Genomic DNA, 13,399 nt, shown 5'->3' on the forward strand with positions numbered 1-13,399 from the left:
CGGTGGAACTGTGGTGCGGGTGCCGATCAGGCGTCGTCCTCGCCCGCGATGTTGCGCGTGCGGTTGGGGTCGACCTGGACGCCGGGGCCCATGGTCGAGGAGACGGTGACCTTGCGGATGTAGCGGCCCTTGGAGCTGGCCGGCTTGAGCCGCAGCACCTCCTCGAGGGCAGCCGCGTAGTTCTCCGCGAGCTGGGTCTCGTCGAAGGACGCCTTGCCGATGATGAAGTGCAGGTTGGCGTGGCGGTCGACGCGGAACTCGATCTTGCCCCCCTTGATGTCCGTCACGGCCTTGGCCACGTCGGGGGTGACCGTGCCGGTCTTCGGGTTGGGCATGAGACCACGGGGGCCCAGGACGCGGCCGAGGCGACCGACCTTGCCCATCATGTCCGGCGTCGCGACGACGGCGTCGAAGTCGAGCCAGCCGCCGTTGACCTTCTCGATCAGCTCGTCGCCACCGACGACGTCGGCGCCGGCCTCACGGGCGGCGTCGGCCTTGTCGCCGTTGGCGAACACCAGGACCTTGGCGGTCTTGCCGGTGCCGTGGGGCAGGTTGACGGTGCCACGCACCATCTGGTCGGCCTTGCGGGGGTCGACGCCCAGGCGCATGGCCACGTCGAGGGTCTCGTCGAACTTCTTCTTCGCACCACCCTTGGCGATCTTGATCGCCGCGAGCGGGGCGTGGAGCTCGTCCTGGTCGAAGGTCTCCGCGGTGGCGCGGTAGGTCTTGCTGCGCTGCATGTCTTTCCTCTGTTCCTTGCGAAAGTTGTGGTCCACGAGCCAGCGCGGCTCTGCCACGGGTGGGGTACGACGGGTCGTGCCGGGGCGGTCAGGCCTCGGTCGTGATGCCCATCGATCGGGCCGTGCCCTCGATGATCTTCATCGCGGCGTCGAGGTCACGGGCGTTGAGGTCGGGGAGCTTGGTCGTGGCGATCTCACGGACCTGGTCCTTGTTGAGCTTGCCGACCTTGTCCTTCTGCGGCACACCGGAGCCCTTGGCGACGCCGGCAGCCTTCTTGATCAGCTCGGCGGCCGGGGGCGTCTTGGTGATGAAGGTGAACGAGCGGTCCTCGTAGATGGTGATCTCGACGGGGATCACGTTGCCGCGCATGGGCTCTGTCTGGGCGTTGTAGGCCTTGCAGAACTCCATGATGTTCACGCCGTGCGGGCCGAGGGCCGTACCGACGGGGGGTGCCGGCGTCGCGGCACCGGCGTTGAGCTGCACCTTGACCAGGGCAGCGATCTTCTTCTTGGGAGGCATGGAGCGCGTCCTTCTCGGGTTGTTTCGTCGTGGTCTTCACGAGGCGGTCGGGTCACCGACCGGTCTCTGCCACCTGATGTTGCTGCTTCGCTCAGACCTTCTGGATCTGGGTGAAGCTCAGCTCGACCGGGGTCTCCCGGCCGAAGATCTCGACGAGGGCCTTGACCCTCTGCGCCTCGGCGTTGATCTCGGTGATCGTCGCGTGCAGCGTGGCGAACGGGCCGTCCACGACCATGACCGAGTCCGACACGTCGAAGTCGGAGACGGCGACCTGGGTGCGGGCCGCGGTGGCGGCGGGCACGGCGGTGCCGGAGCTCTGCGCGGCGGCCGCGGCGGCGGCGTCGGCCTCGGCCTGGACGGCGGGGGCGAGCATGTTCTCGACCTCGTCCAGGCTCAGCGGCACCGGCTGGTGGCTGTGGCCGACGAAGCCAGTCACCGAGGGCGTGTGCCGCACGGCCGACCAGGACTCGTCGGTGAGGTCCATGCGGACCAGGACGTAGCCGGGGAGCACGGTGCGCTTGACCAGCTTGCGCTGCCCGTTCTTGATCTCGGCGACCTCCTCGGTCGGCACGATGACCTCGTGGATCAGCTCCTCCATGTTGAGCGAGGTGATCCGGTTCTCCAGGTTGGCCTTCACCCGGTTCTCCATGCCGGAGTAGGTGTGCACCACGAACCAGTCGCCGACCTTCATCCGCAGCGCGGAGCGGAACTCCTCCATCGGGTCGGCGGGAGCGGCGTCGACGGGGGCGTCCTCGTCGAACTCCTCGGCGTCCTCGTCGACGGGCAGGTCGGACTCGCCGGCGGGCACCGGGGAGGTCATCGTCTGACCGGTCTCGGGGTCGGTGAGGACCTGGTCCTCGTCGACCGCCTGCTCCCCCTCGGTCGCGAACGTGGGGTCACCCAGGTTCGCGGTCGGGTCGGCGGGCTGCGGGGGGTACTGCTCAGACACGATTACTCCGTCATCTCGTTGCGCGGGGAGGAAGCTCTGGTGCGGGACCGTCCCACCTGTCTCGGGAGGTCCGTCGCGTGGTGGTGCCTAGCCTCCGAAGAGTGCGAACACGGCCTTGCCGAAGGCGAGGTCGAGCACGGAGACGTAGGCGATCATCACCAGCACGAAGGCCAGCACCACGATTAGGTAGGAGACCAGCTGCTGCTGCGTGGGCCACACGACCTTGCGCAGCTCGGCGATCACCTGGCGGTAGAACGTGACCGGGCTGGTGCGCTCGGACCTGTCCGAACGAACGGCCTTCTCCGACACGTGTCTCCCACCTTCGCGTTGCTGGACTTCGAGCGAGCTTCCTGCTGGACGATCTCGCAGGGCACGAGGGACTTGAACCCCCAACCTTCGGTTTTGGAGACCGATGCTCTGCCAGTTGAGCTAGTGCCCTACGGCGTACTCCGGGCAGGACGAGACCATGGCCGAAGACACCGAGGAATGAGTCTACGGGTCGGGCCTGCGCAAGTCGAACCGGCGCCCGGGAGGAGCGCGGACGCGCGCGTGGGAGGACTCTGCGACGATGGACCCCGTGACCCAGCACAGCTCCCGCGTCCAGCCCCCCGCCCTGCCCCTGGCCGACCGCACGCCGGAGGAGGTGGAGGCGTTCCTCGGCGAGCAGCGAGCGGCGTACGACGACCTCGTCTCGCGCGGTCTCACGCTCGACCTGACCCGTGGCAAGCCCTCCTCGGCCCAGCTCGACCTGGCGGAGGGGCTGCTCGCGCTCCCCCACGGCCACACCGACGCCCACGGCGTCGACACCCGCAACTACGGCGGGCTCGAGGGCCTGCGCGAGCTGCGCGAGATGTTCGCCGAGCTGCTCCACCTCGAGCCCGAGCAGCTCGTCGCCGGTGGCAACTCGAGCCTGGTGATGATGCGCGAGGTCCTCGTCGACCTGCTGCTCAAGGGCGGCGTCGACAGCGAGCGGCCCTGGGCGCAGGAGGAGAAGGTCACCTTCATCTGCCCCGTGCCCGGCTACGACCGCCACTTCACGCTGCTGGCGTGGCTGGGCATCGACACGGTCACCGTCCCGATGCACGACGACGGTCCCGACGTGGAGGCGGTCGCGGAGCTCGCCGCGTCGGACCCCAGCATCAAGGGCATGTGGCTGGTGCCGACCTACGCCAACCCGACGGGGTCGGTGTGCAGCCAGGAGGTGGCCGAGCGGCTGGCCTCGATGCCGACCGCCGCCCCCGACTTCAAGATCTTCTGGGACAACGCCTACGCGTTCCACCACCTGACCGCCGAGGAGGCCAAGAGCGCCGACGTGGTCTCCCTGGCCGCCGTCGCCGGTCACCCCCACCGCCCGATCGTGTTCGCCTCGACCTCCAAGATCACGCTGGCCGGCAGCGGCGTGGCGTTCCTGGGCGGATCGGTGGAGACGGTGCAGTGGTTCCTCAAGCACCTCGGCGCCGGCGCGATCGGCCCCGACAAGGTCAACCACCTGCGCCACGTGCAGTTCTTCGGCGGTGCCCAGGGCGTGCGCGACCACATGGTCAAGCACCGCGAGATCATCGCGCCGAAGTTCGACGAGGTGCAGCGCGTGCTCGACGAGCGTCTGGGCGGTCTCGGCGTGGCCACCTGGACGCGTCCGACCGGGGGCTACTTCGTCAGCCTCGACGTGCTGGACGGCACCGCCTCGCGCGTGATCGCCCTGGCCAAGGACGCCGGCATCGCGCTCACCCCGGCCGGCTCGGCCTTCCCCGGCAGCAACGACCCCCGCGACCGCAACATCCGGCTCGCCCCCACCTTCCCGGCCCTGGCCGAGGTGACCTCGGCCATGGAGGCCGTCACCACCTGCGTCCTGCTCGCCGCCGCCGAGAAGGTCCACGGCTGACGCCCGAGCGGAGCACCGCGGTGACCGGCCCTGCGAACCCCGACCACGACGAGGGCGCAGCCCGAGAGTCCCCGGTGCGGTTCCGGGAGCTCGAGGAGTTGCCGAAAGCGCACCTGCACCTGCATTTCACGGGCTCCATGCGCCACGCGACCCTGCTCGAGCTGGCCGAGCGCGACGGCCTCCGGCTGCCGGACGCACTGGTGCACGAGTGGCCGCCGCGGCTGTCGGCGGCCGACGAGAAGGGCTGGTTCCGGTTCCAGCGTCTCTACGACGTCGCGCGGTCGGTGCTGCGCACAGAGGACGACGTGCGCCGACTGGTGCGGGAGGCGGCCGAGGACGACCACCGCGAGGGCGGTCGCTGGCTGGAGATCCAGGTCGACCCCAGCGGCTACGCCGCCCGCTTCGGCGGCATCACCGAGTTCACCGACCTGGTGCTCGACGCCGTCCGCGACGCCTCGGCGCAGGTGGGCATCGGGATGGCGGTGGTGATCGCGGCCAACCGCACGCGGCACCCCCTGGACGCCCGCACGCTGGCCCGCCTCGCCGCGCAGTACGCCGACCGCGGGGTCGTCGGCTTCGGGCTGTCCAACGACGAGCGGCGTGGCACCACCTCCGACTTCGCCCCCGCCTTCCGGATCGCCGAGCGCGCCGGGCTGCTGCTGGCCCCCCACGGCGGTGAGCTCCTCGGCCCCGCCGCGGTGCGCTCCTGCGTCGAGGACCTGCACGCCGGGCGGCTCGGCCACGGGGTCCGGGTGGCCGAGGACCCCGCCCTGCTCGACGCGGTCGTGGAGCGCGGCATCGCCCTCGAGGTCTGCCCGGTGTCCAACGTGGCGCTCGGGGTCTACTCCGACCCCACGTCGGTGCCGCTGCCCGAGCTGATGGCGGCCGGCGCCACCATCGCCCTGGGCGCCGACGACCCGCTGCTGTTCGGGTCGCGGCTGGCCGGCCAGTACGCCACCATGCGCGCCGCGCACCACCTCGACGACGCCCAGCTGGCCGACCTGGCCCGCTCCTCGGTGCGGGCCTCGCGGGCCCCCGAGGCCGACAAGGTCCGGTGGGGCAGCGAGATCGACGCCTGGTTGGCAGACTGAGGGCCATGAGCAGCTTCCCGGGGGACGACTCCCAGCGACCGGACCAGCCCGAGCAACCCGGCCAGACCGGCCAGGCCGGCCAGCCGGGCGCCGACGCCCCGCACGGCGCTGACGGCGCCGAGCACACCCAGCCCCTCGGCTACTGGGAGCGCAAGGCCCTGGAGGAGCAGCAGGGGCAGCAGGGGCAGCAGGGGCAGTCGTACGGCCAGAGCCCGTACGACCAGGGCTCCTACGGCCAGACGCCGTACGGCCAGCCCTCCTACGAGCAGCCGTCCTACGGCCAGCCCTCCTACGGCCAGGCCTCCTACGGCCAGCCGGCCTACGGCTCGTCGCCCTACGGCCAGCCGGCCTACGGCTCGTCGCCCTACGGCCAGCCGGCGTACGGCGCGGGCGCACCGGCGACCTGGGGGGCGCCGCACCAGGACCACCCCCGGGCGACGCTCTCGCTCGTCCTGGGCATCGTGTCGCTGGCCGGGGCCGTCATGTGCCTCGTCCCGATCCTCGTCGCCCCGTTCGCGTGGTTCATCGGCGGGCGCACGGTCCGCGAGATCCGGGAGTCCCAGGGACGCTACGGCGGCGAGGGGCAGGCCCGCGCCGGCCAGGTGATGGGCATCGTCGGGACCGTCCTGCTGGTCCTGGGCGTGATCGCGGTGGTCATCCTGGTCGTCGTGGCGATCGCGTCGAGCGGCTCCACCTCGGGCGGCGACTACAGCAACGCCTGAGCGGTCGGGTCGGCTCAGCTCTCAGCTCAGAGCGAGCAGCCCACCAGGACCGGCTCGTTGACCAGCTCGATGCCGAACTCGCGGCGCACGCCGTCGCGCACCTCGCGGGCCAGCCGCAGCAGGTCGGCCGTCGTGGCGCCCCCGCGGTTGGTCAGGGCCAGGGTGTGCCGCGAGGAGAGCCGCACGCGCTCGTCGCCGTGGCCCTTGGCGAAGCCGGCGTGGTCGATCAGCCAGGCGGCGCTGGTCTTGGCCAGGCCGTCGCCCTGGGGCCACGCCGGGGCGCCGTCGGGCACCTGCTCGAGCGGGACGACCGGGTTGGTGAAGAACGACCCGGTGCTCCACGTGTCGTGGTCCGCGGCGTCGAGCACCATCGCCTTGCCCCGCCTGAGTCCCAGGACGGCCTCGCGGACGGCGGCGGCCGGGGCGCGGTCGCCGACCTCGACGCCCAGGGCGCGCGCCAGCTCGGCGTACTGCACGGGCGCGCCGAGGTCGCCCAGCCCGAGCTGGAAGGTCACCGAGAGCACGACGTGGCGCTCGGGGTCGGCCTTGAAGCGGCTGGTGCGGTAGGCGAAGCCGCAGTCGGCGGCGGCGTACGAACGCACCGCGGCCTCGCGGCGGTCCCAGGTGCGCACGCGCGCGATCGTCTGGGAGACCTCCTGGCCGTAGGCGCCGACGTTCTGGACCGGCGTCGCCCCCGTCGTGCCCGGGATGCCCGAGAGCGCCTCCAGGCCGACCCAGCCGCGCTCGACGGCGGTGGCCACCAGGGCGTCCCAGGGCTCTCCCGCCGCGACCTCGACGAAGGCGCCGCCACAGGTGTCGGTCTGCTCGGACACGCCCCGGGAGCGCACGACGACCACGCGACCGTCGAAGCCCTCGTCGGAAACCACGAGGTTGCTGCCGCCTCCGACCACCAGGACCGGCGTGCCGACCGCGTCGGCGCTGCGGACCGCCTCGACCAGGGAGGCCTCGTCGTGGGCCTCCACCAGCTCGCGGGCGGGACCCCCCAGGCGCAGCGTGGTCAGGTCGGCCAGGCGTGGGGAGCCGGTGGCACCGGGAGCGGTCAGGGGATCGGGCACGGTCACGACGCTAGTCCGGCAACGCAGAAGCGGCCCCGGCAGTGCCGGGGCCGCTCCGTGTCGGTGCTCGGTGCGCTCAGCGGGTCTCGCGGTGAGCGGTGTGGGTGCGGCAACGCGGGCAGAACTTCTTCAGCTCCATGCGGTCGGGGTCGTTGCGGCGGTTCTTCTTGGTGATGTAGTTGCGTTCCTTGCAGTCCACGCACGCCAAGGTGATCTTGGGGCGGACGTCAGAGCTCTTGCTGGCCACGTTCGTGCCTACTTCCTTGACTGCGGCTGTGCTGCCGGTTTGGTGCCGGGTGCCGTGCGGTGAATGAGTAGCGGGGGCGGGGCTCGATCCCGCGACCTCACGATTATGAGTCGTGCGCTCTAACCAGCTGAGCTACCCCGCCTCGAGCAACGACCCGTTCGAGCGAGTCATTCCCTGAGCCCCTTTACGGAATCGAACCGTAGACCTTCTCCTTACCATGGAGACGCTCTGCCGACTGAGCTAAAGGGGCCTGACCGAGGGCACCGACCGACCTGCCGGACGGGCGCCTGAGCCGTCGAGAAGAATACACACGGGCCTGCGGATGCCGAAATCGGCCCCCGGCTCGGCCCGAGGAGCCATCATCGAGCAGGTGACCGTGCCGACCGACGCCCCTGCTGGTGCCCTGCCCGGCTCCTACTACGAGCCCCTCGACGAGACCCGCTTCCGCGCCACCCACGCCACGTCGGGCCCCTGGAGCGAGCACGCCCAGCACGGCGGCCCGCCCGCGGCCCTCCTGGGCCGCGCCCTGGAGTCCGTCGACGAGGGCACCCCGCGGGTGATCGGTCGCTTCACGATGGACCTCCTGGGCCCGGTCCCCGTGGCGGACCTCACGGTCACCGCCACCGTCCTGCGGCCCGGCCGCACCGTGTCCCTGCGCCAGGCCGAGCTGAGCGACGACCGCGGACGGGTGCTGGCCCGGGCCCAGGCCTGGGCGTTCCCGGTCGGCGAGGGCCCGGGTCGGGTCGGCGACGCGGGACCCCTGGGGCACACCCACGCCGACGGACGGCTCGAGGAGCCGCCGTCCGCGTGGACGCGGGGCTACCTGGACTCCCTGGAGTGGCGCTGGGTCGAGGGTGCCGTCACGACCCCGGGTCCGGCGGTGGTGTGGATGCGGCCGCTGGTCCCGCTCGTCCCCGGCGAGACCATGACCCCGCTCCAGCGGCTGCTGACCTGCGTGGACTCCGCCAACGGCGCCGCCTCGGCCGTGGACCCGACGCGCTGGACCTTCCTCAACACCGAGCTGACGGTGCACCTGGTGCGTCCCCTGGTCGGCGAGTGGGTCTGCCTCTCCGCGCAGGCGCACCTCACCGAGGGCGCGGTCGGACTGACCGAGGCCGCGGTGCACGACGAGGAGGGCCTGGTGGCCCGCTCGGCCCAGGCGCTGCTGGTCACCCGCGCCCGCGGCTGAGGTCGTGGCGACGCTCCCGGGCTCAGCCGGGTCGGGCGCTCAGGCTGTGAGGTGCCGGGCGACGAAGCGCAGCTGGGCCGGGGCGACGCGGCGCCAGAAGTCCATGTCGTGCGCCCCCGGGGCGGGGCGGAACACCGGGCGGCTCCCGGCGGGGAAGCCCGCGACGTAGGTGCCGGTCGCGGCGCGGAACGGGTCGTCGTCGCCGCAGTCGATCCGCACCGGGATCCCGGCGAGGTCGCGCTGGTGACCCATGACGCTGAACTCGGCGTACTCCGCGGGGTCGCGGAACCCCGACGCCGACGCGTCCTCGCCCCGCACCCACAGGGCGGGGCTCGCGGCGGCGACGACCGCGCAGCGCTGCTCGGACAGGACGGCGCCGAGCCGGAGGGCGGCGTACCCGCCCATGGACCAGCCCAGCAGGCCGACGCGGTCGGTGCGCAGGCCCTGGCGACGCAGGAGCGGCAGGAGCTCGTCGAGCACCATCGCGCCCGCGTCCTCCCCGTCCGGGCGCCGGTGCCAGTAGCCGCGGCCCCCGTCGACCGAGGCGATCGCAAAGGGCGGCAGGCCCCGGCGCACGCCGTCGGCCAGGAAGCGGTCGAGGCCGAGGTGGTGCCCGAAGGACGTCGTGTGGTCTCCCCCCAGCCCGTGCAGCGACACCAGCACCGGGAGCGGCGCCGAGCCGTCCCGACCGGGGACGGCCGGCGGGTGCGCGACCGTCCAGCCCGTGCGCACCCCGCCCCGAGCCGCGGACACGAACGACCCCGAGACCAGGCGCCCGGGACGCACGTCGGGCACGCGCCCGGCCTCGCCGTCGAGACCCAGGACGTGGCCGAACCGGCGCCGCACGGCCCCGCGCCCGGGCAGCACGCCCTCCTCGACGCCGACCCCGGCGGCGCCCACGACCCCCACCACGCCGGCGGCACCGAGCAGCACGCCGCGACGGGACGGCCGGGCCGGCACCCTCAGTCCTGGATGCGTCGGAAGGGCCGGGCCGCCTCGACCTCGTAGGCCACCTCGAGCAGCCGGCGCTCGTGGCCCGGGCCCGCGCTGAGCTGGACCCCGACCGGCAGGCCGCGCGCGTCGAGCCCGGCGGGCAGCGAGACGGCCGGCTCGCCGGTGACGTTCTGCACCGGGGTGAAGGCCACCCAGGAGAGCAGCCGCTCGACGATCGTGTCGTAGTCCTGCGTGGGGCTGAGCCAGCCCAGCTCGGGGGTGGTCAGGGCCAGGACCGGGCTGAGGACGACGTCGTGGTCGGCGTACGTCGTGCGGGTGAGGCGGCGGGCCAGGCGCAGGCGGGTGATCGCCGCGGGGATCCGCCACGCGTGCCGGGCGGCGTACCGCGCGAGGCCCTGGGTCAGGTGGTCGTTGCGGCTGCGGTCGTAGTCGGGGCCGAACGTGCGCCGGCCCCCGCGGGTGATCGCCAGCGCCAGGAACGCCCAGTACAGGAGGAAGTCGTCGGCCAGGTGGGCCGGCGCCACGGGCTCGACCGGCTCGACGTGGTGGCCGAGGTCCTCCAGCAGCGCCGCGGTCGCCAGGGTGGCGGCGAGGGTCTCGGCGTCGACCTCCTGGCCGTTCACCGGCCGGGTGGCGAGCCCGACGCGCAGCCGGTGGCGGGCCGGGCCGGTGACGTCGCCGATCGGCGGCAGCTCCAGGTCGCGGTAGGCCCGCTCGGACTCGCGCAGGAAGGCCGCGGAGTCGCGCACCGACCGGGTCACCACGCCGTCGTGCACGATCCGCACGGGCATCTGACGGTTCATCGCGTCGCTGGGGGTGCGACCGCGGGTCGGCTTGAGGCCGACCAGCCCGTTGACCGCCGCCGGGATCCGGATCGAGCCACCCCCGTCGTTGGCGTGGGCGAGCGGCACGGCCCCGGCGGCCACGAGCACCGCGGCGCCGGCCGAGGAGGCTCCCGAGGAGTGGGTGGTCAGCCAGGGGTTGCGCACGGGCTCGTCGTCCATGAACTCCGCGGTGGCGCTGAAGCCGTACTCCGAGAGCCGGGTCTTGCCCAGCGGCGTGGTGCCGATCAGGCCCAGCACGCGGGCGACGTCGCCGTCGGCCCGGGCCGGACGGGCGGCGAACGCCCGGGTGCCGTGCTGGGTGGGCAGCCCGGACAGGTCGCTGTTGTCCTTGACGAAGGTGGGGACGCCCGCGAACCAGCCGTCGTGGTCGACGAGCGACTCCTGGCGCGCACGGTCGAAGCGCTGCGCCGCGACCGCCCCGAGCTCGGCGTCCACGCGCTCGGTGCGGGCCACCGCCGCGTCGACGACCTCGCGCCGGGACACCTGGCCCGACCGGATCCGCGCGACGAGGCCGACCGCGTCGTCCTCGCCCAGGGCGTCGTCGGAGAAGGCGTGCACACGGGCGCCAGGGGTGCTCATGCCGGACAACCTAGGTCCTGACAGGGGTCTGGTGTGAGGTGCGCCTCCCGATTTCGGGTGCCAGTGCTTGAGCCGTGCAACTAATCTGGTCAGGCTGGCCTCCCGAGGCCGGTGACGCCTCACCTCTCTCACGCCGCACGCGACCCAAGGAGCCCTCGTGGCCACCGCGACAGCACCCTCCCCCGACGTCTCGCCCGCGGGTTCGTCGACCCCCGACCTCGAGTCCGGGGAGTACACCCACAAGCAGATCCTGACGATCCTCTCGGGCCTGCTGCTCGGGATGTTCCTGGCCGCGCTCGACCAGTCGATCGTCGGCACCTCGATCCGCACCATCGCCGACGACCTCAACGGGCTCTCGGCGCAGGCGTGGGTCACGACGGCGTACCTGATCACCTCGACGATCACCACGCCGATCTACGGCAAGCTCGGCGACCTCTACGGCCGCAAGAAGCTGTTCCTCTTCGCGATCACGCTCTTCGTCCTGGGGTCGGCCGCGTGCTCGTTCGCCACCTCGATGCCGATGCTGGCCTCGCTGCGCGCCGTCCAGGGTCTCGGCGCGGGCGGCCTGTTCACGCTGGTGCTCGCGATCATCGGCGACATCGTCTCCCCGCGGGAGCGCGCGAAGTACACCGGCTACTTCATGTCGGTCTTCGCCACCTCCAGCGTGCTCGGCCCGGTCGCGGGCGGCCTGTTCGCCGGCCAGTCCTCGATCCTGGGCGTCACCGGCTGGCGCTGGGTCTTCCTGGTCAACGTCCCGATCGGCATCCTGGCCCTCTTCGTGGTCACCAAGAACCTGCACCTGCACCACGTGCGCCGCGAGGCCAAGATCGACTGGTGGGGCGCCTCGGCGCTGGTCGTCGCGCTGGTGCCCCTGCTGACCATCGCCGAGCAGGGCCGCAGCTGGGGCTGGACCTCGGGCCGCGCGATCCTCTGCTACGTCGTCGGCGCCGCCGGCGTCGCCGCGTTCCTGCTGGCCGAGAAGAAGATGGGCGACGCCGCCCTGATCCCGCTGCGGATCTTCAAGCTGCGGGCCGCCGCCGTCGTGATCGGCGGCAGCGTGATCGTCGGTGCCGCCATGTTCGGCGCGATCACGGTGATCCCGCAGTACATGCAGATCGTCCACGGCGCCTCGCCCACCGAGGCCGGCCTGATGATGCTGCCGATGGTCCTGGGCATGATGAGCGCCGGCATCGCGACCGGTCAGATCACCTCGCGGACCGGCAAGATCCGGCAGTTCCCGATCATCGGCTCGGCCATGGCCGGCGCCTCGATGATCGCACTGTCCTTCGTCGGCGCCGACACCAGCCTGCTCTGGGTGATGGTCGGGATGCTGTTCCTCGGCCTGGGCCTGGGCCAGTGCATGCAGCCGCTGACGATCATCGTCCAGAACGCCGTCCCGCCGCGCGAGATCGGCGTCGCCACCTCCTCGGCGACCTTCTTCCGCCAGCTCGGCGGCACGCTCGGTGTGGCGGTGTTCCTCTCCCTGCTGTTCAGCACCCTGGGTGACAACATCAAGAACGCCTTCACCGCGGCGGCCCAGCAGCCGGCGTTCGTCCAGGCCCTGAACGACCCGTCCAACGCGGCCCTGAAGTCCAGCCTGAGCAACGGCGGCGGGGTGCTGGCCAAGGTCCAGGACGACTCCTCGGTGATCGGCACCTTCCCCGACGTGCTGGCGCACCCGTTCAAGGTCGGCTTCGCCGACTCGATGAGCATGGTGCTGCTCTACGGCGGCATCGTGATGCTGCTGGCCTTCCTGATCCTGCTGATGCTGCCCGCGGTCGAGCTGCGGGCGACCTCGGCCAGCGCGGCGGCGCGCGCCGAGGTCAGGTCGGAGACCGAGGCCGGGGCCGAATCCGGCACCGGCACCGGGCTCTCCGCGACGGCCGACGCCGGCGCCGGGTCCCCCGGGGCCGTGCCGGCCGGAGCCGCGGGCGGGGCGCACCGCGCCCCCGTCGACACGGTGGTCAGCACCGACGAGGCGCCGGAGAACGGCGTCGGGCGGCACACGGCCGGCGGCCGGCACGCGGGTCCGGCGCAGCCCGAGGAGTGACGACCCGGGGGGCCGGGCGCCGCCGCTGACCTCTCAGCGGTGGTGGCCCGCACCCCGGCGGTGGCAGCCGAGCAGGTGGGTGTCGACCAGGCCGGTCGCCTCCATCAGGGCGTGCATGGTCGTGGGGCCGACGAAGGCGAAGCCCTCGCGCCGCAGCGCCCTGGACAGCGCGGTCGACTCGGGCGAGACCGTGGGCACCTCGGCGACGGTGCGCGGCCGCGGCCCCACCTCGGGGGCGTGACCGAGCACGAAGGCCTCGAGGCCCCCACGCTCGCGCAGCGCGATCGTGGCCAGCGCGTTGGTGCGCGTGGCCAAGATCTTGGCCCGGTTGCGCACGATGCCGGCGTCGGCCATCAGGCGCTCGACGTCACGGTCGTCCATCGCGGCCACCCGGTCCACGTCGAAGCCGTGGAAGACCTCGCGGAACCGCGGCCGCTTGTTCAGGATCGTGGCCCACGACAGGCCGGCCTGGAAACCCTCGAGGCTGAGCCGCTCGAACACGGCCTGCTCCCCGTGGACCCGCACGCCCCACTCGGTGTCGTGGTAGTCGCGCAT

General features: G+C 72.6%; 14 protein-coding genes and 3 tRNA genes. 5 read left to right on the forward strand and 12 right to left on the reverse strand.

Translation table 11 applies throughout. From position 1 onward, the window contains the following. Window positions 1-26 precede the first annotated feature (26 nt). From rplA to ACYVDA_RS09800, 5 genes are all read right to left on the reverse strand, one after another. Window positions 27-740 carry a 50S ribosomal protein L1 gene (gene rplA, locus ACYVDA_RS09780; RefSeq protein WP_460817759.1) on the reverse strand — a complete coding sequence of 238 codons (714 nt, stop codon included), beginning with the start codon at window positions 738-740 and terminating at the stop codon, window positions 27-29. An 88-nt stretch (window positions 741-828) separates the two neighbouring features. Continuing rightward, the gene (gene rplK / locus ACYVDA_RS09785; protein WP_460817761.1) at window positions 829-1,260 is read right to left on the reverse strand and encodes a 50S ribosomal protein L11; all 432 of its coding nucleotides are present in this window, start codon (window positions 1,258-1,260) and stop codon (window positions 829-831) included. A 91-nt stretch (window positions 1,261-1,351) separates the two neighbouring features. Next, window positions 1,352-2,209, reverse strand: a complete 858-nt coding sequence (gene nusG / locus ACYVDA_RS09790) for a transcription termination/antitermination protein NusG (RefSeq protein ID WP_460817765.1) — start codon at window positions 2,207-2,209, stop codon at window positions 1,352-1,354. 87 nt (window positions 2,210-2,296) lie between these two features. Next, window positions 2,297-2,518, reverse strand: coding sequence for a preprotein translocase subunit SecE (secE, locus tag ACYVDA_RS09795; protein ID WP_460817767.1), 222 nt, complete (start codon window positions 2,516-2,518; stop codon window positions 2,297-2,299). Between the two features lie 57 nt (window positions 2,519-2,575). Next, a tRNA-Trp gene (locus ACYVDA_RS09800) sits at window positions 2,576-2,648 on the reverse strand. Between the two features lie 138 nt (window positions 2,649-2,786). On the opposite strand from ACYVDA_RS09800, the gene ACYVDA_RS09805 reads away from it, so the two are divergent. The 3 genes from ACYVDA_RS09805 (at window position 2,787) to ACYVDA_RS09815 (ending at window position 5,904) form a co-directional block, all read left to right on the forward strand. Beyond that, entirely contained in the window at window positions 2,787-4,091 is a 1,305-nt protein-coding gene (locus ACYVDA_RS09805) for an aminotransferase class I/II-fold pyridoxal phosphate-dependent enzyme (RefSeq protein WP_460817769.1), read from the forward strand. A gap of 74 nt (window positions 4,092-4,165) precedes the next feature. Further along, window positions 4,166-5,182: an adenosine deaminase gene (locus ACYVDA_RS09810; protein ID WP_460818155.1), complete on the forward strand. Its 1,017-nt coding sequence runs from the start codon at window positions 4,166-4,168 to the stop codon at window positions 5,180-5,182. A 5-nt stretch (window positions 5,183-5,187) separates the two neighbouring features. Beyond that, a complete protein-coding gene (locus tag ACYVDA_RS09815) occupies window positions 5,188-5,904 on the forward strand; it encodes a DUF4190 domain-containing protein (RefSeq protein WP_460817771.1) in 717 nt (238 codons plus the stop codon). Window positions 5,905-5,930: 26 nt separating this feature from the next. On the opposite strand, the gene ACYVDA_RS09820 is transcribed toward ACYVDA_RS09815, so the two are convergent. The 4 genes from ACYVDA_RS09820 to ACYVDA_RS09835 all read right to left on the reverse strand — a co-directional run bounded on the left by ACYVDA_RS09820 (window position 5,931) and on the right by ACYVDA_RS09835 (window position 7,477). Further along, window positions 5,931-6,986 carry a UDP-N-acetylmuramate dehydrogenase gene (locus tag ACYVDA_RS09820; RefSeq protein ID WP_460817773.1) on the reverse strand — a complete coding sequence of 352 codons (1,056 nt, stop codon included), beginning with the start codon at window positions 6,984-6,986 and terminating at the stop codon, window positions 5,931-5,933. Between the two features lie 70 nt (window positions 6,987-7,056). After that, window positions 7,057-7,227 (reverse strand): 50S ribosomal protein L33, encoded by a 171-nt coding sequence (rpmG, locus tag ACYVDA_RS09825; protein ID WP_056536155.1) that lies wholly within the window; start codon window positions 7,225-7,227, stop codon window positions 7,057-7,059. 68 nt (window positions 7,228-7,295) lie between these two features. Continuing rightward, window positions 7,296-7,369: transfer RNA gene (locus ACYVDA_RS09830), tRNA-Met, on the reverse strand. A gap of 35 nt (window positions 7,370-7,404) precedes the next feature. Then, a tRNA-Thr gene (locus ACYVDA_RS09835) sits at window positions 7,405-7,477 on the reverse strand. Between the two features lie 120 nt (window positions 7,478-7,597). On the opposite strand from ACYVDA_RS09835, the gene ACYVDA_RS09840 reads away from it, so the two are divergent. After that, entirely contained in the window at window positions 7,598-8,416 is an 819-nt protein-coding gene (locus ACYVDA_RS09840; protein ID WP_460817776.1) for a thioesterase family protein, read from the forward strand. Window positions 8,417-8,455: 39 nt separating this feature from the next. On the opposite strand, the gene ACYVDA_RS09845 is transcribed toward ACYVDA_RS09840, so the two are convergent. Continuing rightward, window positions 8,456-9,376, reverse strand: coding sequence for an alpha/beta hydrolase (locus ACYVDA_RS09845; RefSeq protein WP_460817778.1), 921 nt, complete (start codon window positions 9,374-9,376; stop codon window positions 8,456-8,458). Window positions 9,377-9,378: 2 nt separating this feature from the next. Continuing rightward, window positions 9,379-10,794, reverse strand: a complete 1,416-nt coding sequence (locus ACYVDA_RS09850) for an amidase (RefSeq protein WP_460817780.1) — start codon at window positions 10,792-10,794, stop codon at window positions 9,379-9,381. Window positions 10,795-10,951: 157 nt separating this feature from the next. Here ACYVDA_RS09850 and ACYVDA_RS09855 point away from each other — a divergent pair, with 157 nt between their 5' ends. After that, the gene (locus ACYVDA_RS09855; RefSeq protein ID WP_460817781.1) at window positions 10,952-12,844 is read left to right on the forward strand and encodes an MDR family MFS transporter; all 1,893 of its coding nucleotides are present in this window, start codon (window positions 10,952-10,954) and stop codon (window positions 12,842-12,844) included. Window positions 12,845-12,877: 33 nt separating this feature from the next. Here ACYVDA_RS09855 and ACYVDA_RS09860 read toward each other — a convergent pair whose 3' ends face one another. Next, complete coding sequence (locus ACYVDA_RS09860; protein ID WP_460818157.1) at window positions 12,878-13,399, reverse strand: DNA-3-methyladenine glycosylase I; 522 nt, start codon at window positions 13,397-13,399, stop codon at window positions 12,878-12,880.

The organism is Nocardioides korecus (genome assembly GCF_054778395.1).

Bases quoted from the DNA above. Each gene is read 5' to 3' on its own strand.
- rplA (WP_460817759.1), bottom strand. From the start codon at position 740: ATGCAGCGCAGCAAGACCTACCGCGCCACCGCGGAGACCTTCGACCAG.
- rplK (WP_460817761.1), bottom strand. From the start codon at position 1,260: ATGCCTCCCAAGAAGAAGATCGCTGCCCTGGTCAAGGTGCAGCTCAAC.
- ACYVDA_RS09815 (WP_460817771.1), top strand. From the start codon at position 5,188: ATGAGCAGCTTCCCGGGGGACGACTCCCAGCGACCGGACCAGCCCGAG.
- ACYVDA_RS09850 (WP_460817780.1), bottom strand. From the start codon at position 10,794: ATGAGCACCCCTGGCGCCCGTGTGCACGCCTTCTCCGACGACGCCCTG.
- ACYVDA_RS09860 (WP_460818157.1), bottom strand. From the start codon at position 13,399: ATGCGCGACTACCACGACACCGAGTGGGGCGTGCGGGTCCACGGGGAG.